The organism is Caballeronia udeis (assembly GCF_044909315.1).
Classification (GTDB): domain Bacteria; phylum Pseudomonadota; class Gammaproteobacteria; order Burkholderiales; family Burkholderiaceae; genus Caballeronia; species Caballeronia udeis_A.
The window spans coordinates 44151-63520 of record NZ_JBIYEB010000036.1; the positions used below are offsets into that span (position 1 = coordinate 44151).

The following is a 19370-nucleotide window of genomic DNA, read 5'->3' on the forward strand; positions in this document are numbered from 1 at the left end:
CAGCATCCAAATAGGGATGCTAATGGGCAGGCATGTACACTAATCTTGTTGATCCCAAGGACGGAGTTCTTGTCGCTTGCGACCCCTCGCTGAAGGATGTCGCGAGAGAAGCAGTTCGCTTATGCAGTCCAGATTTTCACGGTTTTTTCCTGCATGCGACGATAGAGGATATGTCTCGGCTGTCGCTCGCTGTGACTGAAATCGAAGAAAGATATAACGCGGAAGGGAAAAAGCGAATGGACGAACTCGGCTTCGAGTCTGTTGCGATGCATGGACACGCGACGACCTTGGCCTTCGACCGCGGGCACATCGATCCGGCAAAATTGCCACCGCCTTTTTCGGAATGCATCGACGCCCACAGTTCAGATATGCATCGTCAACCGTATTTTGTGATGCTTTTTGCTGCACAAGCGCTCACGCAGATCGACCGGGCGGCCACGCTCATAAACTCTGGAAAAGCCGCGGAAGCAATTCGGCATCTATGCCTGGCTTCGGTGTCTCTGGTTCACGCGTGCGACTATGCAGGCATGCAAACGTCTGAGCGCGAAACCCGCATCGCCCTACACCGACGCAAGGCTGAGCTGGGAGCCCTCGGTGGCCGCGCTCGCTCTGAAAGGTATGGGCATGTCCGGGATTGGGTGATTGAACACTACCTCAGCAAGCCGTGGGCTTCCGCTCGCCAGGCCGCCCAGACGCTCTATCCGGAGGCGCTCAAGCTTTCGCAGACGCTGGGCATGCCGTTGAGCGAAGACCGAGCTTTTCAAACCGTATACGACTGGATCCGTGAGGCGAAAAAAAACAACTAAAAATGTATGTTGGCCAAGCAAACGTATACGCATAGCCGGCGCACGAATACGTCTGCCGGACAGTCGTAGACGTTTGCTTGGCTGGTGGATATGAGCCCATTCTGGGCGGCTATCTAATCCGTATCGACCCGTCCAATCCCGGACGAATCCGAGTCGATACGATGAAGACGAAAAATCATCTCAAAGATTTTGACAGCTTGCCTAACGCTGCATGCGTAAGCGATCAGACTGTTGCCGCCCTGTGTGACTGCAACGTCTCCACGGTATGGGACCGAAGCAAGCGCGGCGCTCTCCCCAAACCCCGCAAGATCGGCGGCTCTACACGTTGGAATGTCGGCGAGCTCCGCAAGATCCTCCAGGGCCAGCCGTCATGATAAAAAAAACGGCCACCCCGAAGAGCAGCCTGAAAGACCATGACAGCGCAGATGCTAGCAGTTCATCGCCGGCCGCGCAGCAGCACGCCGAGGCCCTGTTCACAATCCAACGAAACGCGCAAGAGCGGATCCTGATTGGTGTTGGCGAATACCGAGGCCATACGTTCGTCAGTGCGCGCATCTGGTACCTCGATGACAAGAGCGAATATCGCCCGACCAGCCGGGCGATTACGATCCGGCCGTCGCTTGTGCCCCAACTGATCCAGGCGCTGGATCTGGCGGCGCGTGCCATTGGCCAAGGGGGTGCATAGGATGCTCACACCCACTCTTGATAAATCGAATGCTGGCCGCCCGCGGAATACGACACGCAAAACGTGTAAACTCCGGCCGTGTAAATACCACTTGACGACGGTATACCCGCCCACCTATGCTGGTCACGTCGCTGAAACAACAGCGAACTGGTTTAGCAGCCAGGAACTCGATGGGCGGACGACCGCCGCTGCGCGGTTTTTTTACGTCCGTACTACGCCTTTGCGCGCCTTCTTCTATGGGTGGGCCTTGGCTGGGGCATCTTCGGATGCGCAGGTTTCCTATCGAGCCTGTCTGCTAACCCGGTCAACGGCCTGCCCACCCCATTTAGCAGTGGACGGCAGGCCTCCGATATCGATAGGAGGTCGCATCATGCGCCAGTCACTGTTCGCCCGTACCGGGCAGCCCCAACCCCAAACTCCAGTTCAACGCCATCCGCTGTTTGCGCGTGCCGGCGCTGCCGCGGCGGATCTTTGGCTAAATCACCCTGTGCTCAGCCTGGCTGACTTCCGCGACCTGCGTTTTCGGAATCTGTTGTCCGGCCTCACGTCCGACCCCGATGACAATGCGCGCCGGTTCGCTTTCAACGCCGCGTATGCCGCTCGTATCGCTTCCGCGATCGCCGAACAATCGCGTGTGGGGGTGAACCATGCCTGATGACCGCATCCCCTCTCCAGATCAAGTCGACGCGCAAGAGCTTATCGCTCTCGTCGATCAAGCGCAGGAACTTTTTACCTCCGCGTGCGTGTCGTTCAGCGACCTCCGAGCCGTGTTCGAGGCCATCGCGGTAGCTTCGCCTCCAGGCTCGCTTTCCGCCCGGCTCGCCTCCCTTGGCGTAAGCCTGTGCGAAGCCCGCGGAGTTGAATTCGACCGGCATCAATGCGCGTACATGACTCATGCGGACCGTTTCACCGCCTCGCTTGGCACGGTGACGGAGGTGAACCATGACTAAGCAAACCGATATCGCGAAGCGCGCTGCAGATGAACTCGCCGCAGCAATGCGCGCATTTCAACACGCCCATGTGCTTTTTAAACTCTTGGAGGAGTGGGCAGTAACCGGTAAAGATCTGGACAGGGGATTCTTGCTTGCTCAGATCGGGGCAGAGATCACCTCCAAATACGGTAAACGTGCCGACGGCGAATCTGATTTCTTTCTTGCGGAGGTGAACCATGGTTGATCGCACATTCAGCGCCGACTACCTGGTCGGCGTTACCGTGGCCATCACCGACGTAGCTGCGCTGGTGCTAGTCGGGAACCCGCGCATCTACGCCGATCGGGGTGTCCTATGAGTGACGTTATACAACTGGCCTCATTCCGCAAGCCGGCTCCCCTCCCGACTGCGCAGACGAAGATCACATCGAGGCTTCATATCGACATCATGAACGACGGCTCGATCGAGTTCCCGCCAGTTGAGGTGGCACAGACCCAGGCTCTCACCATGCTTCGCGTGATCATCGCGTTCGCCGACTATTGTCTGGATCAACATAACGGTCGAGGGCTCGGGCAATGATTTCCATACCCGAATCCGCTATGCGTTCTGGTCACTTTGGGAGCGGTCTCGCATGAATGCTCGTCAAGAGACCCTCGACCGGGCCGACGCCGCGCAGCATTCGATTGAGGCCGAACAATCGGTACTCGGCAGCCTGCTGCTCGACAACCGCTCTTTTAAACGGATCGCCGATCAACTGCGCGATCGCGACTTCTATCGACGCGATCATCGACTGATCTACCGACAGATCACGCAACTCATCAACGACGGGAGGGCCGCCGATGCCATTACCGTTTTCGAGGCGCTGCAAGTTGCCGGCAACGCCGACGACGCAGGAGGCCTCGCGTACCTCAATGAGCTTGCACAGAACACCCCAGGAGCCGCGAATATTCAGCGATACGCCGAAATCGTGGCTGACCGGGCGCGTCTTCGGAGCCTTCTAGCAGCAGCCGATGAAATTCGGGCGGTCGCACTTAATCGCCAGGGCGCGACCGTCACTTCAATCATCGCTCGGGCGCTGGCTAAGCTCCAGGACATAGCCGCCGGCGGCGCGGATAGAGCTCCCGGCGAGGCAGTCATGCTGTCGTGCGCTGCTGATGTGACGCCCGAGGCTATCCGTTGGCTGTGGGAAGGTTGGCTCGCAGCCGGCAAGCTTTCGATCCTGGCCGGTGACGGCGGAACTGGGAAAACCACGCTTGCGCTCGGCCTTGCCGCCGTTTTAACCGTCTCGGGACAATGGCCTGACGGGACACCGTGCCATAGGCCCGGCAACATCCTCATTTGGAGTTCGGAGGACGACTGGAAAGACACGCTGGTGCCGCGACTGAAAGCGGCCGGTGCAGACTTGACCCGATGCTTCTATGTAGAAGGCGTGAAGCTCGCAGATGGGAAAACGGGAGCATTCGACCCCGCACGCGACGTGCCACTTCTCGATGCTCGCCTGGAAGAGATCGGCGGCGCGTCCCTGCTTATCATCGATCCGATCGTCAACGCAGTATCAGGTGACATGCACAAGGCCAACGACGTACGCCGGAGCCTGCAGGCGATCGTTGATTTCGGAGCTCGACACAAGTGCGCCATCCTGGGTCTGAGCCACTTCACGAAGGGGACTGCAGGTCGAAGTCCCCTCGAGCGAGTGACCGGCTCCCAGGCCTTCGGGGCACTTGCCCGGGTAGTACTGGTCGCGGCGAAGGAAGAAGGCAACGATCGGCGTGTGCTCGCGCGGGCGAAATCGAATATTGCGGCGGACACCGGCGGCGTGGCTTACGGCATCGAGATTGTCCGCATTGCCGACGGCATTGTGGCAAGTCAGGTTGTTTGGGGCGAACTGATCGCCGGTACCGCGCGTGAGATCCTCGGTGAGTTCGAATACAACGCTGACGACGACGCTCCTGAGTCACTTAGCGAGCTCGAGCGGTGCCGTCACCTCCTCAGCGAGTGGCTCAGGCCGTGGATGAGCCACCCGGATATCAAGCGCGCTGCCGAGGCAAACGGAGTGAGTTTCCGGACACTTGAGCGCGCAAAGGCCGCAGCGATCGCCGACGGCATCCCGATCCGGGCGGAAAAACGAGGCCGAGACTGGGTATGGGTCGACGCAAGCTATCCAGAGCAGGCGCAGGAAAATGCAACTCCGCCAGGTGAATCAACCCCGCCAACCGTTTCAACCCCCGTTGGCGGGGTTGAAACCCAAGCTGAGCAAGGCTTTGCGGTGAAGTCCGCCAAGTCCGCCAAGTACCCCCGCGCGCCTGCGCGTCCGCGCGCGCCCGGGGGGGTTCCGTAAAATGTTGGCGGAGTTGGCGGCCTTGACGGGAAACCCTTGTCGCATAAGACTTTCAAGTCCGCCATCAACTCCGCCAACATGCAGGTAGCACGGGGTCGCCGATACGTGCACCAAAACTCAACGAAATCAAATACGACGCACGTTCCCCCAACCAAGCCGCCGTTCATAGGCTCGGTAAATGCTGCTTCGGTCCCCGCCATTGGAACGATGCAAGAACGCTTTCCAGAATCCGCTGCAAGTGTTCCATCGATTCGATAGATACGTCGACCTCGCCATAGTGTCCGTCGGCCATAGTTGAACCGTATTTCGAGCCATTCAGAACATTCACTGCCAGGACTGCCCCTTCTGCCGCTTTGACGAATTCGTTGTCAACAGGCTTCAGTTCCATTTGTGTCGGCGGTTTACCCGCTCCGAGCCCGCGCGCACGGTCCTCAAAGTGCTGATTCGAATTTCTTATCGCCCGGAGACTGGGGAATATCGCCAACAGTTGTCGGTGAATTTGAGTTATCGCCTCCGGGACATCTGGCTCGGCGGCGAGAACACCGAGAAATTTCTCGAACATGTCCAACGCATACAGAAAGGCGCGCGCATAGATAAATGGCGTCACAGCCAAGAGTTCGCGTGGGGCTGCGCCCTCAAGCCATCGCTCCCGCTTAAGACGCACCTCAGTATCAAAACGAATCTCTTCGATATCTTCCTCGGAAGTAGGTGCTCCGCGCTCTTGCTCGAGTTCGCGCTGGATGACTGCGCGTCTCTGTCGATCGCGTTCGTAGCTTGCAAAATCGGGAGACGTGGTTTTGGGGGCTTCATCAGATGCTTGATTGAAGAGATTTAACGCGGCATTCGCCTCGAAAAATTGCAATTTGAGATGTTGAAGGAGACCCGTAATTTTCCACCACTGGTCGTGGTCGTCAGTAACAAGCCGGGCGCCCGGCGTCGTGATCTCAAAAATTAACATTGCTCCCTCCCGGATCACGCACTACTGAAGTTTGTAAGCAGAAACTGCTCTACGATGCCGATCACACCCTCAATCAATCGTCCTCGTCAATCCGCATAGCTTCTGCGATAGGAATGCCGCTTGCCATCATGTGAACGATCAGCGGTTGGAGATTTTCCGTCAGATACCCAGCGAACTCCTTAGCTTGCGTAGGCGGGACGGCTTCTCCGGCGGGGATCCCCAATTTCGATGCCGCATATGCGACTGACTCGGCAAACGTCTTTCTGAATTGACGTCGAACGCTTCGAAAATAGACGATCCCGAACGAGCTGTATACGACGGCCGCATACTGCTCATCGGTGTAAGCCTCATTCGCCTTGATCCGCTCGATCTCGTCGTCGGAGAAAGAAAGATCAACGTCAATGTCGACCTCTTTGCCGTTCGCGGGATTAAACGCGTAGGTTGACGACAAGGACGTGCCGTCGTAGCTGTCACTCAGAGGCACGACTATCCGGGCCATCCCGAAGTACTCCACATACCCCCATAGATATCCGCTAATCGGGTCGCCGCGCACACTGACGATGTGAGGCGTATAGCCCGTTGGACGCTTGCTGACGAGGTCGCGTGCGTAAAACAGCCCGTAGGATGCCTGGCAGTCCTTGTTGAGAAGATAGGGGAGCGCCAGATCGCATGCTGATGGCTTGACACCAGCATGCGCCGCCATCGCAATCGCAGTTTTCACCATTGATCGTCCGCCTAGCGGGTCGCTGAATCCGGCCCCGAACGTGATCGGGGAGTCCAGGAACTCCGAGCTCGATTTCAGATTCGAGAGCATTTCCTCAACATTGATCTCGGGGTGCTTGGCCGCAAGGTTACGCACCATCTGGCCCGCTTCCTGTGTGTTGCGAACGGTGGCATTGATGAGAAACCCTTTGCCCTGGGCATGCGGAACCTTCTCGAAGGTGATCTTTTGAGGCATCAGACTGCCGTCGGGCAGCAGCATCAATTGTTTCCCGGACACAGTTTTCACTAGAACGGCGGGGACCTCCCCGCGATCACGGTCAACACCGTGCATTAGTGCGATATGCGAAAACTGACGCCAGATTTCTACGTCCCAGCTATCCCCTGCTCGGCTGTTGCAGTCTCTGCAGACGAAGCCCCAAACCTTTCGGCGTCCCCCGATTGAATTGGGGATGATGTGTTCGCCCGAATCTCCCTTGAGAGCTATCGGATCGTCACAGAGTGCGCACACGTTTTGGTTACTTGTTTTTTCCATGCTGCTTTCCTATCGAAGGGAGGTCGCGCGGCTGGTAAACAGTACCACTCGTCGGCATAATCGGATCGTCGCGCCTAGCCCGGCCAGGCGAAACGCGGGCTACCCGGGCTCGCTGGCGCGACTCCTGCCGGGGATGCTGCGGGAGCATCGATGACTCACTTTTACACGAAGATGGAAGCCGCGAATGCGATGGCGGCGGCGCGCTATCCAGAAGACCAGTTGCTGCGAATACAGGTTGCTGGTCAGTATGAGGGTGAGATCTATACCGACCTCTGTGACGGCAGACTCGTAGGACGTTGCCCCTCGAGTCGGTTGCCAATCAAATATCGAGGGCTTGCTGGCGCACTCATGTTCAATAGCTGCCTTATCAGCGCAGATGATCTGAACGGCTGGCTTGACGCAAGGGGTGTGGGGTTCCAGGTGAGTGATCACGAATTGGCTTCAGAGGACACTGGTGCGGTCTGCCTGCCGCCTGATGTGGAACTCCTCGCGGAGCAGCAAGCCTTGAAGGACGATCATGCGCACGCCCCCAACGTTAAGCTCGCCGAGAAGTACGGAGTTAAGCCACGCCATATAAAAGACCACTGCACGGCGGCGAGAAAAGCAGTTAAGGCGAGCAAGATCTCGACTACCTCATACTTCCCCAACTCTCAATTTAAAAAATCGTCCCGCTGACTGGACGTCTTCGTCCGGTTGCAGTTCGATCTCCCAATCGACGGGGCTTCCAAGGCGGTCATCGCCGTCCAGTTGCCGTCCCGTCCAGCCTAAAGGCAATCTGTGCTCACCCGCTAAAGCGTCGACGCGCCTGATGTCGAGCATGCCGGGATGGAGAGCACGATGAAAAAGCGAAGCAGAAACACTCCAGTTACCGAGGCGGACGCGGAGAGGCGCTATGGCGCGATCGCTGACGCAGTACGGGCCGCCCAGGTCAGCTCGAGCTGGGACCGGGCGATGGGCAGTGCACGCAGCCCCTCGAGCACCGGCGTGAAGCTGCACCCGGGCTGGGACGCAGCGTTTCGCCGCGCTCGCGCCAGTTGAGCGGGGAAATCAATATGAAGATTTTCGCGGCCATGAAGTTTCTGCCCGCCGACCTGCGCTCCGTTCTCGATGAAATCAAAGCGGCCATCGATGGCCGTGCGACTGCAGATCGCGCTGCTATCGCGAACCGTGATGCAATCGCCGCCGGTAAGCTCCGAATCGCGGAGCTCGAAGCTGTGTTGGCTGAGCGTGACGCGGAGGCTGTGAAGGCGGAGGCACGCGCGGCGGCGGATGCGGATATGAAGGCGGACGCTACCAAGGCCGCGAAGGCGGCCGACAAGGCGAACGGTGAGCTCGTCGACACCCGGCGCGCTCACGAGCGGCGCATCGCGGCTGTAGAGCATTTGAGCGCTGAAGCCCGTGAAATCGATGCAACAATCGCCGACTTGAAAAAACGGTTGTCAACGGCGATGACCGGCTACAGAAAGCACATCCGCGCGGCGTTGAACGAAGATCTGTTAGAGGCTTGCGCGCCGCTGATCCCGGTTATTCAAGCAGCTCTTGCCGTCGATGCACAGATCCCTGACGGCGGTCTCGCCCGCGACTGGCTCGACTGCGCCAAGCTAATCAGTCCGGTTGATTACCGTTCGGATCATCTATCTCATCACGTGCGTGTGCACGGCACCGACCTTCTCGCATCACAGGAAGCACTCCCTTCGCTGCCTGTCGGTGCGATGACGGCCGTCCAGGAGATCGCTATGGTCTCCGCTGCTCTCAAGCAACACCGACCATATCAGTTGCCGAAGTCGACCCAGCCTGATGCACCGAAGCGAACGGAATTTGAACAACGAAAGTTTGAAAAAGGTGGCCAAGAGGCGGCCGACCAACAGCGCCGCTGGGATCAAGAGGAAGAACAGAGGGCAGCTCGGCGCAATGAACCGCCGAAGGGCCATTCGTGGGTCATTCACGAACCGGGAGCACGGGCGGCACCCCTCGCATCGCAAAGCAGAGCTCGTGCTGCAGCTACCCCGGCGGACCTTGGCTCGCGATCTCTCGATGGCGATGTAAGTGGCGAGTATGAATGGATGAACGAGTCTCAGGGTGCCAACGGCGATCGAGGAGGAGCATAGGCCATGGGACCGAATAACGAGCCCGCACGTGAACGTTGCATTTCCGGGATGCAAGCATGACGCGAAAAACGAAGCCGCGGTCGCTGGGAGTCAGGAAAGGTCCGCGAGTTTTCAATATACCGTTGACCCATGCGCTGGTATTCGAAAAGGACGGCTTCCTGGTTGGAGTCAAAACGCTGAAAGTGCGAGTGCCGACAGAGGCAGAAGCGCGCCAGTTGACTGACCTGGTCGGACTGGATCAGACGTTTGAAATGCTGGGACTGCTCGCCGATGTTCCTGTAACCGTCATCGAGGACCTACGCGCCCGGGACTTTTTCGCTGTCTGCGAAGCGCTAACGAAAATCTAGGGGATTTCCTATGGCAAACAATTTGCAGATTCGAATTTCCGCGATCGACAATGCGACCAAGATCATTAACAAGGTCAACAGGTCGTTTGCGAACGCGTTGATGCCGATCACGCGCCTGAACCGGTCGATCGGCAACCTAGCCAAAGCTGCCGGCGTCACGAAGTTAACGAAGGGATTCGTGGGTGTGGGTAAGGCCGCGGCGAACGTTGCGGAGAAAGTCGGGAAGATCTTTGCTCCGCTCGCAGCGATCATAGGAGTCGGCTCGATTGCCGGCGTCGCCGCGCTTGCTACTGAGTGGGGCAAGCTTGCTATGACGGTCACGAACGCGGCCGCCAACATCGGGATGTCTGCGATGTCGCTCATGGGCCTGCAGTCTGCCGGGCGACTCGCCGGCGTGAGTGCCGAGGAGCTCACGTCTAGTCTCACAGGCCTTGGCAACACGATGGAGGACGCTCTGTTCGGGCGCAACCAAGGCGCGCTCATGATGATGAATCGCCTCGGCATCAGCATGCATCGCCTGAAGAATGGTTCGGTCGATACCCAGCGCGCAATGATGGATCTCGCCGGTGTGATGCAGCGCCCGGGTATCAAGGGCAACGCACAGGTCGAGAACGTGATCGCCAATCAGTTCGGCGTCAGTGCTTTGCTCCCACTGCTGCGCAAGGGGCCCCAGGCGATCAACGATTACCTACAGAAGGTACGCGAGCTCGGCGGCGAGATGAGCGGTCCAGCGATTGCCGCGGCCGCTGAATTCCAATACCACTTGCTGATGTTGCAGACCGCTGTCGGCGGGTTAAAGAACTCAATTGGCGCAGCACTGATGCCCGTGCTGCAGCCATTGATTGACCAACTGACGCAGTGGGTCTCGACGAACCGAGATCTGATCGCCACGAAAGTAGCCGAGTATGCCCAGCAGATCGCCAACTGGGTCAAGACGATCAATTTTAAGCGTGTGTGGGACGACGTTACAGGCCTTGTGAAAGGTGTCCTCAGTTTCGTCGACGCTATCGGCGGCTGGAAGGTGGCGCTCGCAGGGATCATCGCGGTCATGGCCGGCCCTTTGCTTGCGTCGATCGCCCAGCTTGGCGTTGCTCTTGTCAATCTGGGAGCCATCGTCTGGGCCAATCCGATTCTTGCAGCACTCGGGGCGATCGGATTCCTGTCGTACGAGATCTACAAGCACTGGAACGATATCGGCTCGTCTATGGCGAACGCTACGCCCCCTGCGTTGGGTGACGGGACGAATGGAAAGACGCCGATCGGGAGATGGGGCGTGGTGGGCGACTGGCTGCACATCAATGGGAATACCGGACCGAACGGTATGCAAGGCGTGCAAAACCCATTGGGTATCCGAAGCAATAACCCCTTAAATATGACTTTGGACGGCCACGAGCGAGCCTACTCGGATCCGACGAAGGGCATCGCCGACGCGGTTTCTAATCTCGAACACAACTATCGCGGTCTATCGCTCTCGCAGATCCAGGACAAGTGGACAGGCGGTGCGCGAACTGGCAACACGCCGCAGCAGATCGCCAACTACACCAAGATCATGTCGGCGGAGACCGGGCTCGAGTCCGGCGCCATACCCGATCTTAATGATCCGCGCGTCGTATCGTCGCTCGTGATCGGGATGATCCGTGCGGAGAACGGGCAACAGCCATATTCACCGCAGCAGGTGGGAGATGCAACGATCGCCGGCATGCAGCAGGCCGGTATCACTCCTGGACAAGGCCCGGCTACGCAAGGAGGCGCCGGGCCTGCGCAAGCCACACAACAACAGATCGGCATACACCTTAAGGTTTCCGGGCTGCCCGCCGGCGCGAGTGTGACCGCGTCGCCTGAAAACGCGGCGCTCGGGCCCACACGCGTCTCGTATTCGATGCCGACTGCAGTCACGCCTTGAGCTACTGGGACGACCTGCTGCAGGCCACGTTCGACGGACCGCTATTTCTCGACTCGCGATCGCACAACCGCATTGTGGGCGAAGAGCACCAGCGGATGAACACGACTCAACCAGGCATTGGGACTTGATCTCTGATGGCCATCAAATTCACCACGCCACTTAATAACGGAGCCAGCCAATGAGCACGGGTGCAGGCATACGCCTTCCGGCATTTCCGGCCGCGACCGGCTTTTCAGACGACGATCTTCTCTTCATGACGCAGGACAACGCGACTGTGAAGGGCACCATCGCCCAGTTGCGGGCGGCACTCGCGACCAATGCACTCCTCGAGATTTTCGCGGCGGGGCCGACTTTCACCGCCTCGATTTCCGGCAACACGCTGAACGTGAGCGCGTTCGGGGGCGGGGCACCGTTGGCGATCGGGCAGACCGTCTTCGGTGCCAGCGTTGCCGGGTCACCGACGATTACCGGTCTCGGCTCGGGAACGGGGGGCGCTGGAACTTATACGCTGAGCGAGTCGCTTGGCACCATCACAAGCGAGGCGATGGGCGCAGCCAGCTCGACGCAGTTCGCTCCTGGATTCAGCACGAGCATCACCGTCGTAAACACATATGGTTCGATGGATAACATCGGCCTGTACTTCGACGACGGTCGGCAATTCGACTGCACGCTGTCCGGCCAGGTCATCGGATTTAACCCGACCGTCCCGTTCGGTGTTCAGAACGTTTATGTCACTGGCCGCGTGACTATCCCGCTCGGGACGCTGCCCGCCGGAAGCGTGGGCGCGGCGCAACTCTCATATCCCACATACGGCACCACCGCACAACGGCCAGTCCCGAGCTTTATCGGCCAGCCATATACGGACACCACCCTAGGTCTCCCCATTACGGCGCTGTCGCTCTCGCCGGTCGTTTGGATCAATTCTGCAGGTACGCAAGTATGAAAAAGATAATTGTATTCCTCATCTTTCTCGCGGTCTCGTTCGCGCTGCCTGCGCAAACATTCACCGTAAAAAACCTGCAGATCGGGACCACGGCGGCCTCCGCACCCGTATATCCAACTGCGACAAGTAATGCGGCGCTCATGGCTCTCCCGAGCACGACGGCAAGCACGATTACGAGGCTCGGTTTCTATGCGCCTGGCGATGCTCCTACGCTCGTATATACCGCGTCTGGCAGTCCTTGTTCGTTAAACGCTGGCGCCGGCGACAACGGCTCACAAGTCAGAAGTGCGGATAGCAAATGCTGGATCGCAGTCTTCCCGTCAGGGCCAGTCAATGTTCGCGAATGGGGCGCTAAGGGCAACGGAACATTCGATGACACAGCGGCATTTGTTGGTGCGCTGGCTACCGGAAAATCTGTTTTTGCGCCCGATGGAAATTATCAAGCTCTCGACAATAATATCGTCTTGAACTCCGGGCAGTCTCTTCTCGGAAGCGGATGGAATACCTATGTAACGTCCCAGTTCACAGGTGCTGGAACGATCATAAATTGCACAAACAATTCCGGGCATGCATGCATTCAAGTCGCGGCTGGCGCGACGTGGGTAACTATCGCGAACATGACCATCAACAGGTCTATAACTCCGATCGGGACGGCGCAAGCCGGAAGCAATGGGATCCAATTTGCCAGTTTTTCCCAGTTCTCGAACATCCACGACGTTTACATTTTCAACCATTTTATCGGCCTGGTTCTTCACGATGCCTCGGCCGGCTACGTTACCAACGTCGTAACCCAAGGTAATGCGGCCGATGGGCTTCAGATGTTCAACGTTTCTACCGGGCCGATGCAGTGGGGGTTAAGTAACGTGCTGTCTCAGTCTAACGGGGGACGTGGTTTTTACATTTACTCCACCGCGGCTCCAGGCGCAGGCGGGGTTAGCGTCTCCAACATGGACAAAATATTTTCCTTTGGAAATTCAGGTGTGGGGTTCGCTGTAGTTGGAACCGCAGCGCAACCGATTTTCGGACCTCGCATAACCAACAGCTTTCTCGGTGGCGACGGCAATCACGAAATCTTTGTCCAAAGCTTCGGCGGAGACGTGCAAATCACGAATTCTTTCCTTGAATTATCTGGCTCTAGCGACACCGGTCCGCTTGGAACGACCCCGCCAACGGGCGCTGGAAACGGAATTGATATAGAAAATGGTGCCACGATAAAAATATCGAACAACATCATTAATCAGATGTCAGCCAACGGCATTGCAATCAACGGGGGTACCGGAGTATCCGTTACGGAGAACCTCATTACCAACAGCGGTCAGAACGCGGCCACGGCTGGCATCGGGCTGTATATCGGTTCAGGCGTAACAGCCGATGTGTCCGGAAATACCATAAACAACACTGCCGGATATAGCTCGCAGCAGTACGGCGTGCTCAATGCGGGGACCATCAATGTCAGCATTGGGAACAACCTGAAGCCGAATACGATCGGGTCATTCTCTGGGTCGGCCCCGACGATTGGTGGTTCAACGCTGAACAATCAATAAATGAGAATCCCCATGCGCAAACTATTTGTTTCATTGCTCGCATTAATTCCAATCGCGTGCTTCGGCATCACGTATACGCCGCTTCCGCTCATCAGTTCAGCCGGATCAACTTCCGGGCAGGTCATCGCATCGACCGGTCCATCGAGCGCGCCAGCGTGGACCACGGTCACGCTCTCCGGCCTTGGAGGTCTGGCGGCGACGAACAACCTATCGGACCTGATGAATGCCTCAACGGCCAGGACGAACTTGGGTCTCGGGACGGGCGCAGTCGTCAATACGGGCACGAGCGGCGCTGTTATCCCACTGTTGAGCACCGCCAACACGTGGGCGCTCGCTCAGACTTTCACGGTGCGCCCGACGTTCAATGGCAACACGCCGTATGACACCGGCAACCTGACGATCGGGAATTACCTGACGACGGCCAGCGCGACGTCTACGTACGCTACGATCGCGCAGGCGACCACTGCGCTGGCGGCAACGGGCGGCTCGATCAACGGCGTTACCGTGGGTCAAGCGACCCCGTTGGCGGGTTCATTTACGACGTTGAGCGCGACAAGCACGGTTACAATCCCGAGCGGGACGACTTTCAATCAGCCCAACATCGTGGGCGGCACTTCGGGAACCGCTGCGCCATCAGGCGCGATTGGGCAATGGCTTACGGTTACCGGGACCTCAATCGCGGTAACAACATCCGGCATAACGCAATCGGCAATCAGCTATTCATTACCGGCCGGTGACTATGACGTGCAGTCGGTGATAACCGTCGCTCCTGCAGGCACTACGAACGTTAGCTTTGCTTATGCGGGCGTTGGGACGTCGGCCACGTCGCTAGGCGCCTTAGGGGCGTACGTCCAGACTCCATGGTCAGCAACAGCAGGCCAAGGTGGAACCATTGCTAGTCCGGTTTCGCAGATCCTGATATCGGCAACGACCACCATCTATGCGACGACGAATGTGAGTTTCGGCACCAGCACATGTAATGTGACCGGGTATCTCCGGTTTCGGCGGCTGCACTGACCATGAAAGTGATCTCACTCACCCGAGGCAAGGTTGCTATCGTCGATGACGAGGATTATGAAGCACTATCGGCGTTCAAATGGTACGCCATGCGCGACCGGCGCAAGCACGTCGAAGATGTCTGGTATGCAGCACGTGGGGTTTGGAATCGACAAGCCAAACGGATGCGTCACATCCAGATGCAACGTGACTTGATGAATCCGCAACCAGGGTTCATCGTGGCCTTCAGAAACCATGATGGACTAGATTGCCGGCGAGAAAATCTCGTTATAACGACTAAGTCGCGGAGTAATGCCCAGCGCCGCTTGAAACAGAGAGATCTTCCGAAAGGCGTGCGATTCATCAAGGGTTGGTTCGAGGCTCGGATATTGAGTTCGAACACTTCCGTCGGATTCTTCAATACACCTGAAGAGGCGGCGGTCGCATACCAAGCAGCGAGCGTCGAACATGGATTCGACCGGCTTGAATTGGAAGATGTCAAGCAAGCCTATCCAATGCTGCGGGCAAGCCAATGAGCTGCCAGCTCTTCCGCGTCGGCAAGGTCTGGCATTACCGCTTCCAGATCGACGGCGTGCGAGTTCAGCGTTCGACGGGCGAGACGCTAAGGCATCGAGCCGAATCGATCGCCGAGCGTGCCCACCGTTATGCCGCACTGTGGAGCCGCCGCGAACAGTCGATCCCGACGCTGCGCGAGCTCGTCGCCCAATGGCTTACCGTCCATGCGCCCACGACAAGCAAGGCCCATAGCAAGATCGTCGAAACCTTCGGCCGTCTGCATCTCTATCAGCTCGCAGATGTGATGATCGACGAACTGACGACCGCCATGGTCGAAGAGGCGCGTAATGAATATCTGAAGAACCACGCGCCGGCGAGCGCTAACCAATGGCTCAAAGTCCTACGCCTTCTTTGTAGTTGGGCAGTTCGGCGTGAGGTCATCCCGGCCGTGCGCTTTCGCGTCCGCACACTGGCAGTCCAGAAGCGACCACGCGCGATTCTCTCGACGTCCCTCGCGTCTCAGTGGCTCGAGGCCGTCGACACCCATGAAGGCGACAAGATGGCCGTCAGGATCGCCGTACGGCTCATGCTTGGCCTTGGGCTGAGAGAGATCGAAACGATCACCGCCAGGTTCGAATGGTTAGATTGGGAGCGTCGCGCCTACATCCCTGGCAAAACGAAAGGTAAGGAGGCAGAGCCGATCCCGGTGCCGCTATGGCTGATCGACTACTTGCAACCTATGCGGCAGCCATCTGGGCTCATCGTTGCACGCCCCAACGGAAAGCCTTGCCCGTCCGGATTCACACGAACTGCGATGCTCGCGGCAAACACGGCGGTCGGTACTGGTCACGTCACTGCCCACCGACTCCGCGGAACATTCGCCACGTTGATGTCCGAGATGGGTGCGCCGATTCAATCCATACAGCGAGCAATGCGACATAAGAGCCCGTTGACCACCATGGCTTATCTCGAAGTCAACATGGACTTCGTTGCCAAAGCACAGCAAAGCATCGCCCACAAAATGGGGTTCTCAACGCAAAGCGACGTCAGTGGCAATCAGGCGGCGAACGAGACCGCGCTGGGCGGCGAGCAGCAAGGCGCATCTCTTTACCACGAGTCATCGAGATTTTGAGAGCCAAATTGGGCCGCTGGAGGCCTCGGAACCATCGATGGGCAGGAGGGAGACCGGCGTGGAAGACCAATTTTCGCTTTCTAAAACCTTACGGGTCCTTCCCCATGGTCGGATGGACACGGGCATTGCGCGCGCGCGTTTCCCGCTCTCGGTTCATAAAAAAAAACCCGTTACACCGGTTTGGCGTTACACCGGAAATCCCCCCGTCGCGGCCGTCGAAATGGATTTTGAAATCCCTGGGAGCCTTACACAGCAACGTGGAGCATAGGCATGAATTCTTACGAGAAGAGCAAAAATCACGTTACACGGGCCGCACGTCGCGTTACACCGGTCGCAGATCACGTCGACAAAATGAAGCTATGTGTAACGCTCGGCTGGTCGAGGGCAAAGCTCGGTCGCCGCATCGAGACAGACCCGAGTTTTCCTGTGTTGCGGTGCGGCACGCAGGGTGGGGGGTGGCTATTCGACCTCGGCGCAGTGACAGCACACCTTGCGCAAGTCCCGGCCGTTCAGCGGCTTGGTCAGCCAGTGCAACGTGCCCAAACACATCCGATCGCCGGCGACCCGCGATCGACCCGTGCGGAGCTCGAGCACATCCGAGCCATTGAACGGTCGATAGGGCTTGCGGTGAGGAAGCTGAACGTCGCCCTGGATCGATTGGCGGCGGCGACCAATCCGAAGGATCAGTAAGATCTGCGATCCCCCGGCCGGCGGTGGGGAAAAACACCGGCAGCAGGCGATGGAGCGTAAGCGGATGAGTAAGGCCCGGCTCACTCCGCGACAGGCGTCTGCATTCCCCTCTTCTTAACTCAGAAGAGTCATTTAGCCGGCGATGACGTTACTGCTCAACGCAAAGCACTGGTCGTCGGATGTCATGCTCGGACCGAGTTCTCATTAAGACTGAGAATCGCCGTTGGACAGTTTTTAGTCAGGCCGGAGCGCATGGCGTCGTGCGTCGACGACCTTAATGAGTTGAGAGGCGAGTATCAACATGTCGCGAGCTTCTTCAACAGTCAAAACTACAGTGCGATGGCTATGAGGGTTTTTATGAGCCCCGATTGCGCCGGCCATCAAGTTCATCATCGAGATCCGCTCCCCTTTCTCTAAGGAGGTGTCTGTTAGCGGTCCACCTTCGGCCTTGAACGCCTCCTGCGCGAGAGCTGTGCCGACCTTGTCCATTCCGAAGCCAGCAGCATCCCGAATCGCTACCTCGAGCAGCTTGAATGCCTTGAACACGGCTGTGTCTAGGTCTCCACTTAGGAAGAGCGGAAGTGCTTCGCGTGCGACGACGGAATGCAGGAAGTGCGCGGGCAGTTGATCGGCGGCGACAAGCTTCGCCAGGCCCGCTGCGTTCCGGGCTGAGTATCCCCTACTGGTTATGAAATGCCACCCGGCATTTTGACCGTCTGGAAAGGCTGCAATCAGCCCCTGGTGCTCTAACCATTGCCAGCCCTCGGCAATGACACGCATGAACACCTCTCCTCGTTGCTCCGGAAATTCGTCCTGAATGCTGACCGCGACAGTATATGGATGCAAATTCCCACCCTGATCGAGCAAGTATTCAAAGAGGACAGGTGCGAATGACGACGCGGACATGTCGTACAACTCTGCGGCCGTACGAATGTGAGTTCTTATTTTCATGAGCAGTGCCCTCCTTTATCGTGTGCAAACAAAACGCCGCCATGTAGGCGGCGCGAGCACTTGGGAACTATTCTAAAGCAACAGATTCTCTGCGACTCTCATGGTGATCGCCCGTGCGAGCATTTTTGCAGCTGCCACCCTTATGCGATGACCCGTGAACACCGGCACAGCCGCTGGAGGCCGGTGGGCAACAATGCCAGTGGTGCCGTCGTGCCGTGAGCATACAGAAAGCACCGGCAGTCTGCGACGTTGCGCCGGCTGCAGGGATATCTCCCCCGCATCAGTCCGACGGGCGCCGATGCATCAAATGAAGTCCCGGTAGAGCGATCCGCGCGGGCCTCTTTCATTTCTTGCGGACAAGGCAGTAAGCCAAAATTCGACAGGCTTGCGCCACACGGTGATGCTGATTACAGTGGAATCCCGTTGCGATCCTCATCTACCGAATGCCTCCTTTTCTATACCGTGGTTTTTCCGTCCAAACGTCCATTGTTGACTCGTTAACCCCAAAAAACGAGGGTGATTTCGTGTATGTCTTTAAGCACGATGGGTCCATGACGCACGACGGCAGCGGCACCTATGGCCGTAGCGCGGACAATGCCGTATTGCGACACCAGCTCAATCAAGCGGGCTATCCAACGTCCGGCGTTTCAACGTCGCCGCATCGAGGCAGAGCAATTTTTTACGCGCTTCGAGGTGGCCAGCGCAGCGTCGGAGTTGTGCTAACAATCGACCAGGCGCGCCTGGCTGAGCATGAAGTGGTGGCACATGTCGTTTCTGATACTGTCATAACTCCAAGCGTGGCAGAAGACGAGGAAGTGATATTGGTCGGCAAGTCCGGCGGCACTCTGCCCTGCGATATTGTTTGCTCTATTGAGATAGTCCGCGCTAACCCGTAGGCCCATGAGCGACTACCTCTCTGCCTTCGAGCTTGCCGACCTGGTCGGCTGCAAGCCAAACCAGCGCACGATGATGGCAAAATGGCTTGAGGAGAACCAATGGCCCTTCGTAATCGATAGAAACGGTGTTCCGAAGGTCGCTCGCGCCTATCACGATAAGAAGCTGGGCATCAGCGAGGGCGATTCGTCTACAAAGTACGATGCAGGACCAAACCTGGATGCATTCAAGGCATGACAGCGCGCAGGGGGCGTCCGAACTGATCTTTGGATTGCTCTTGCTCTTTAGGTGGGTTCTTTGGTGGGCTGGATGGGTCAATCATCGTGTAACCACTGTCGCACGGCCCTCAAGGGGGGACCGTCTCTCCGCCAGAA

Annotated in this window: 23 protein-coding genes; 20 read left to right on the plus strand and 3 right to left on the minus strand. The window is 57.9% G+C overall.

Features of this window, described 5'->3' with window-relative positions:
• Positions 1-32: 32 nt before the first annotated feature.
• From ABH944_RS38015 to ABH944_RS38045, 7 genes are all read left to right on the plus strand, one after another.
• Entirely contained in the window at positions 33-806 is a 774-nt protein-coding gene (locus tag ABH944_RS38015) for a hypothetical protein (protein ID WP_404613148.1), read from the plus strand.
• A gap of 370 nt (positions 807-1176) precedes the next feature.
• Positions 1177-1491 (plus strand): transcriptional coactivator p15/PC4 family protein, encoded by a 315-nt coding sequence (locus ABH944_RS38020; RefSeq protein WP_404613146.1) that lies wholly within the window; start codon positions 1177-1179, stop codon positions 1489-1491.
• 370 nt (positions 1492-1861) lie between these two features.
• Entirely contained in the window at positions 1862-2146 is a 285-nt protein-coding gene (locus ABH944_RS38025; protein ID WP_404613144.1) for a hypothetical protein, read from the plus strand.
• Positions 2139-2441 (plus strand): hypothetical protein, encoded by a 303-nt coding sequence (locus tag ABH944_RS38030; protein WP_404613142.1) that lies wholly within the window; start codon positions 2139-2141, stop codon positions 2439-2441. The genes ABH944_RS38025 and ABH944_RS38030 overlap by 8 nt, the downstream gene beginning before the upstream one ends.
• The gene (locus ABH944_RS38035; protein WP_404613141.1) at positions 2434-2667 is read left to right on the plus strand and encodes a hypothetical protein; all 234 of its coding nucleotides are present in this window, start codon (positions 2434-2436) and stop codon (positions 2665-2667) included. Before ABH944_RS38030 ends, ABH944_RS38035 begins: the two co-directional genes overlap by 8 nt.
• A 108-nt stretch (positions 2668-2775) precedes the next feature.
• A complete protein-coding gene (locus tag ABH944_RS38040) occupies positions 2776-3000 on the plus strand; it encodes a hypothetical protein (RefSeq protein WP_404613139.1) in 225 nt (74 codons plus the stop codon).
• Positions 3001-3052: 52 nt separating this feature from the next.
• Positions 3053-4759, plus strand: coding sequence for an AAA family ATPase (locus tag ABH944_RS38045; RefSeq protein WP_404613138.1), 1707 nt, complete (start codon positions 3053-3055; stop codon positions 4757-4759).
• A 163-nt stretch (positions 4760-4922) separates the two neighbouring features.
• Here the strand turns inward: ABH944_RS38045 and ABH944_RS38050 are convergent, their stop codons facing one another.
• Positions 4923-5717: a hypothetical protein gene (locus ABH944_RS38050; protein WP_404613136.1), complete on the minus strand. Its 795-nt coding sequence runs from the start codon at positions 5715-5717 to the stop codon at positions 4923-4925.
• Between the two features lie 73 nt (positions 5718-5790).
• Positions 5791-6972 (minus strand): HNH endonuclease, encoded by a 1182-nt coding sequence (locus tag ABH944_RS38055; RefSeq protein ID WP_404613134.1) that lies wholly within the window; start codon positions 6970-6972, stop codon positions 5791-5793.
• 150 nt (positions 6973-7122) lie between these two features.
• On the opposite strand from ABH944_RS38055, the gene ABH944_RS38060 reads away from it, so the two are divergent.
• The 11 genes from ABH944_RS38060 to ABH944_RS38110 all read left to right on the plus strand — a co-directional run bounded on the left by ABH944_RS38060 (position 7123) and on the right by ABH944_RS38110 (position 17151).
• Positions 7123-7647, plus strand: coding sequence for a hypothetical protein (locus ABH944_RS38060; protein ID WP_404613132.1), 525 nt, complete (start codon positions 7123-7125; stop codon positions 7645-7647).
• Between the two features lie 162 nt (positions 7648-7809).
• Complete coding sequence (locus ABH944_RS38065) at positions 7810-8010, plus strand: hypothetical protein (RefSeq protein ID WP_404613130.1); 201 nt, start codon at positions 7810-7812, stop codon at positions 8008-8010.
• A gap of 14 nt (positions 8011-8024) precedes the next feature.
• Positions 8025-9080, plus strand: coding sequence for a hypothetical protein (locus ABH944_RS38070; RefSeq protein ID WP_404613128.1), 1056 nt, complete (start codon positions 8025-8027; stop codon positions 9078-9080).
• Positions 9081-9202: 122 nt separating this feature from the next.
• Positions 9203-9427 carry a hypothetical protein gene (locus tag ABH944_RS38075; protein WP_404659667.1) on the plus strand — a complete coding sequence of 75 codons (225 nt, stop codon included), beginning with the start codon at positions 9203-9205 and terminating at the stop codon, positions 9425-9427.
• A 10-nt stretch (positions 9428-9437) separates the two neighbouring features.
• Positions 9438-11330, plus strand: a complete 1893-nt coding sequence (locus ABH944_RS38080) for a phage tail tape measure protein (protein WP_404613124.1) — start codon at positions 9438-9440, stop codon at positions 11328-11330.
• A gap of 178 nt (positions 11331-11508) precedes the next feature.
• Positions 11509-12273, plus strand: coding sequence for a hypothetical protein (locus ABH944_RS38085; protein ID WP_404613122.1), 765 nt, complete (start codon positions 11509-11511; stop codon positions 12271-12273).
• Positions 12270-13817: a right-handed parallel beta-helix repeat-containing protein gene (locus ABH944_RS38090; protein WP_404613120.1), complete on the plus strand. Its 1548-nt coding sequence runs from the start codon at positions 12270-12272 to the stop codon at positions 13815-13817. Before ABH944_RS38085 ends, ABH944_RS38090 begins: the two co-directional genes overlap by 4 nt.
• Positions 13818-13829: 12 nt before the next feature.
• Positions 13830-14834 (plus strand): hypothetical protein, encoded by a 1005-nt coding sequence (locus ABH944_RS38095; protein WP_404613119.1) that lies wholly within the window; start codon positions 13830-13832, stop codon positions 14832-14834.
• A 2-nt stretch (positions 14835-14836) separates the two neighbouring features.
• Positions 14837-15349 carry a hypothetical protein gene (locus ABH944_RS38100; protein WP_404613117.1) on the plus strand — a complete coding sequence of 171 codons (513 nt, stop codon included), beginning with the start codon at positions 14837-14839 and terminating at the stop codon, positions 15347-15349.
• A complete protein-coding gene (locus tag ABH944_RS38105; RefSeq protein ID WP_404613115.1) occupies positions 15346-16461 on the plus strand; it encodes a tyrosine-type recombinase/integrase in 1116 nt (371 codons plus the stop codon). The genes ABH944_RS38100 and ABH944_RS38105 overlap by 4 nt, the downstream gene beginning before the upstream one ends.
• A 270-nt stretch (positions 16462-16731) precedes the next feature.
• Positions 16732-17151 carry a hypothetical protein gene (locus ABH944_RS38110; RefSeq protein ID WP_404613113.1) on the plus strand — a complete coding sequence of 140 codons (420 nt, stop codon included), beginning with the start codon at positions 16732-16734 and terminating at the stop codon, positions 17149-17151.
• A 234-nt stretch (positions 17152-17385) separates the two neighbouring features.
• Here ABH944_RS38110 and ABH944_RS38115 read toward each other — a convergent pair whose 3' ends face one another.
• Positions 17386-18102 (minus strand): TIGR02391 family protein, encoded by a 717-nt coding sequence (locus ABH944_RS38115; RefSeq protein WP_404613111.1) that lies wholly within the window; start codon positions 18100-18102, stop codon positions 17386-17388.
• 443 nt (positions 18103-18545) lie between these two features.
• Here ABH944_RS38115 and ABH944_RS38120 point away from each other — a divergent pair, with 443 nt between their 5' ends.
• Both ABH944_RS38120 and ABH944_RS38125 read left to right on the plus strand, forming a co-directional pair.
• A complete protein-coding gene (locus ABH944_RS38120) occupies positions 18546-18998 on the plus strand; it encodes a hypothetical protein (protein WP_404613109.1) in 453 nt (150 codons plus the stop codon).
• Between the two features lie 4 nt (positions 18999-19002).
• Complete coding sequence (locus tag ABH944_RS38125; RefSeq protein WP_404613107.1) at positions 19003-19233, plus strand: DUF4224 domain-containing protein; 231 nt, start codon at positions 19003-19005, stop codon at positions 19231-19233.
• Positions 19234-19370: the final 137 nt, after the last annotated feature.

Coding starts and splice junctions, on each gene's coding strand:
- ABH944_RS38015 (WP_404613148.1), top strand. CDS start 33: ATGTACACTAATCTTGTTGATCCCAAGGACGGAGTTCTTGTCGCTTGC.
- ABH944_RS38020 (WP_404613146.1), top strand. CDS start 1,177: ATGATAAAAAAAACGGCCACCCCGAAGAGCAGCCTGAAAGACCATGAC.
- ABH944_RS38025 (WP_404613144.1), top strand. CDS start 1,862: ATGCGCCAGTCACTGTTCGCCCGTACCGGGCAGCCCCAACCCCAAACT.
- ABH944_RS38030 (WP_404613142.1), top strand. CDS start 2,139: ATGCCTGATGACCGCATCCCCTCTCCAGATCAAGTCGACGCGCAAGAG.
- ABH944_RS38035 (WP_404613141.1), top strand. CDS start 2,434: ATGACTAAGCAAACCGATATCGCGAAGCGCGCTGCAGATGAACTCGCC.
- ABH944_RS38040 (WP_404613139.1), top strand. CDS start 2,776: ATGAGTGACGTTATACAACTGGCCTCATTCCGCAAGCCGGCTCCCCTC.
- ABH944_RS38045 (WP_404613138.1), top strand. CDS start 3,053: ATGAATGCTCGTCAAGAGACCCTCGACCGGGCCGACGCCGCGCAGCAT.
- ABH944_RS38050 (WP_404613136.1), bottom strand. CDS start 5,717: ATGTTAATTTTTGAGATCACGACGCCGGGCGCCCGGCTTGTTACTGAC.
- ABH944_RS38055 (WP_404613134.1), bottom strand. CDS start 6,972: ATGGAAAAAACAAGTAACCAAAACGTGTGCGCACTCTGTGACGATCCG.
- ABH944_RS38060 (WP_404613132.1), top strand. CDS start 7,123: ATGACTCACTTTTACACGAAGATGGAAGCCGCGAATGCGATGGCGGCG.
- ABH944_RS38065 (WP_404613130.1), top strand. CDS start 7,810: ATGAAAAAGCGAAGCAGAAACACTCCAGTTACCGAGGCGGACGCGGAG.
- ABH944_RS38070 (WP_404613128.1), top strand. CDS start 8,025: ATGAAGATTTTCGCGGCCATGAAGTTTCTGCCCGCCGACCTGCGCTCC.
- ABH944_RS38080 (WP_404613124.1), top strand. CDS start 9,438: ATGGCAAACAATTTGCAGATTCGAATTTCCGCGATCGACAATGCGACC.
- ABH944_RS38085 (WP_404613122.1), top strand. CDS start 11,509: ATGAGCACGGGTGCAGGCATACGCCTTCCGGCATTTCCGGCCGCGACC.
- ABH944_RS38090 (WP_404613120.1), top strand. CDS start 12,270: ATGAAAAAGATAATTGTATTCCTCATCTTTCTCGCGGTCTCGTTCGCG.
- ABH944_RS38095 (WP_404613119.1), top strand. CDS start 13,830: ATGCGCAAACTATTTGTTTCATTGCTCGCATTAATTCCAATCGCGTGC.
- ABH944_RS38100 (WP_404613117.1), top strand. CDS start 14,837: ATGAAAGTGATCTCACTCACCCGAGGCAAGGTTGCTATCGTCGATGAC.
- ABH944_RS38105 (WP_404613115.1), top strand. CDS start 15,346: ATGAGCTGCCAGCTCTTCCGCGTCGGCAAGGTCTGGCATTACCGCTTC.
- ABH944_RS38110 (WP_404613113.1), top strand. CDS start 16,732: ATGAATTCTTACGAGAAGAGCAAAAATCACGTTACACGGGCCGCACGT.
- ABH944_RS38115 (WP_404613111.1), bottom strand. CDS start 18,102: ATGAAAATAAGAACTCACATTCGTACGGCCGCAGAGTTGTACGACATG.
- ABH944_RS38120 (WP_404613109.1), top strand. CDS start 18,546: ATGCCTCCTTTTCTATACCGTGGTTTTTCCGTCCAAACGTCCATTGTT.
- ABH944_RS38125 (WP_404613107.1), top strand. CDS start 19,003: ATGAGCGACTACCTCTCTGCCTTCGAGCTTGCCGACCTGGTCGGCTGC.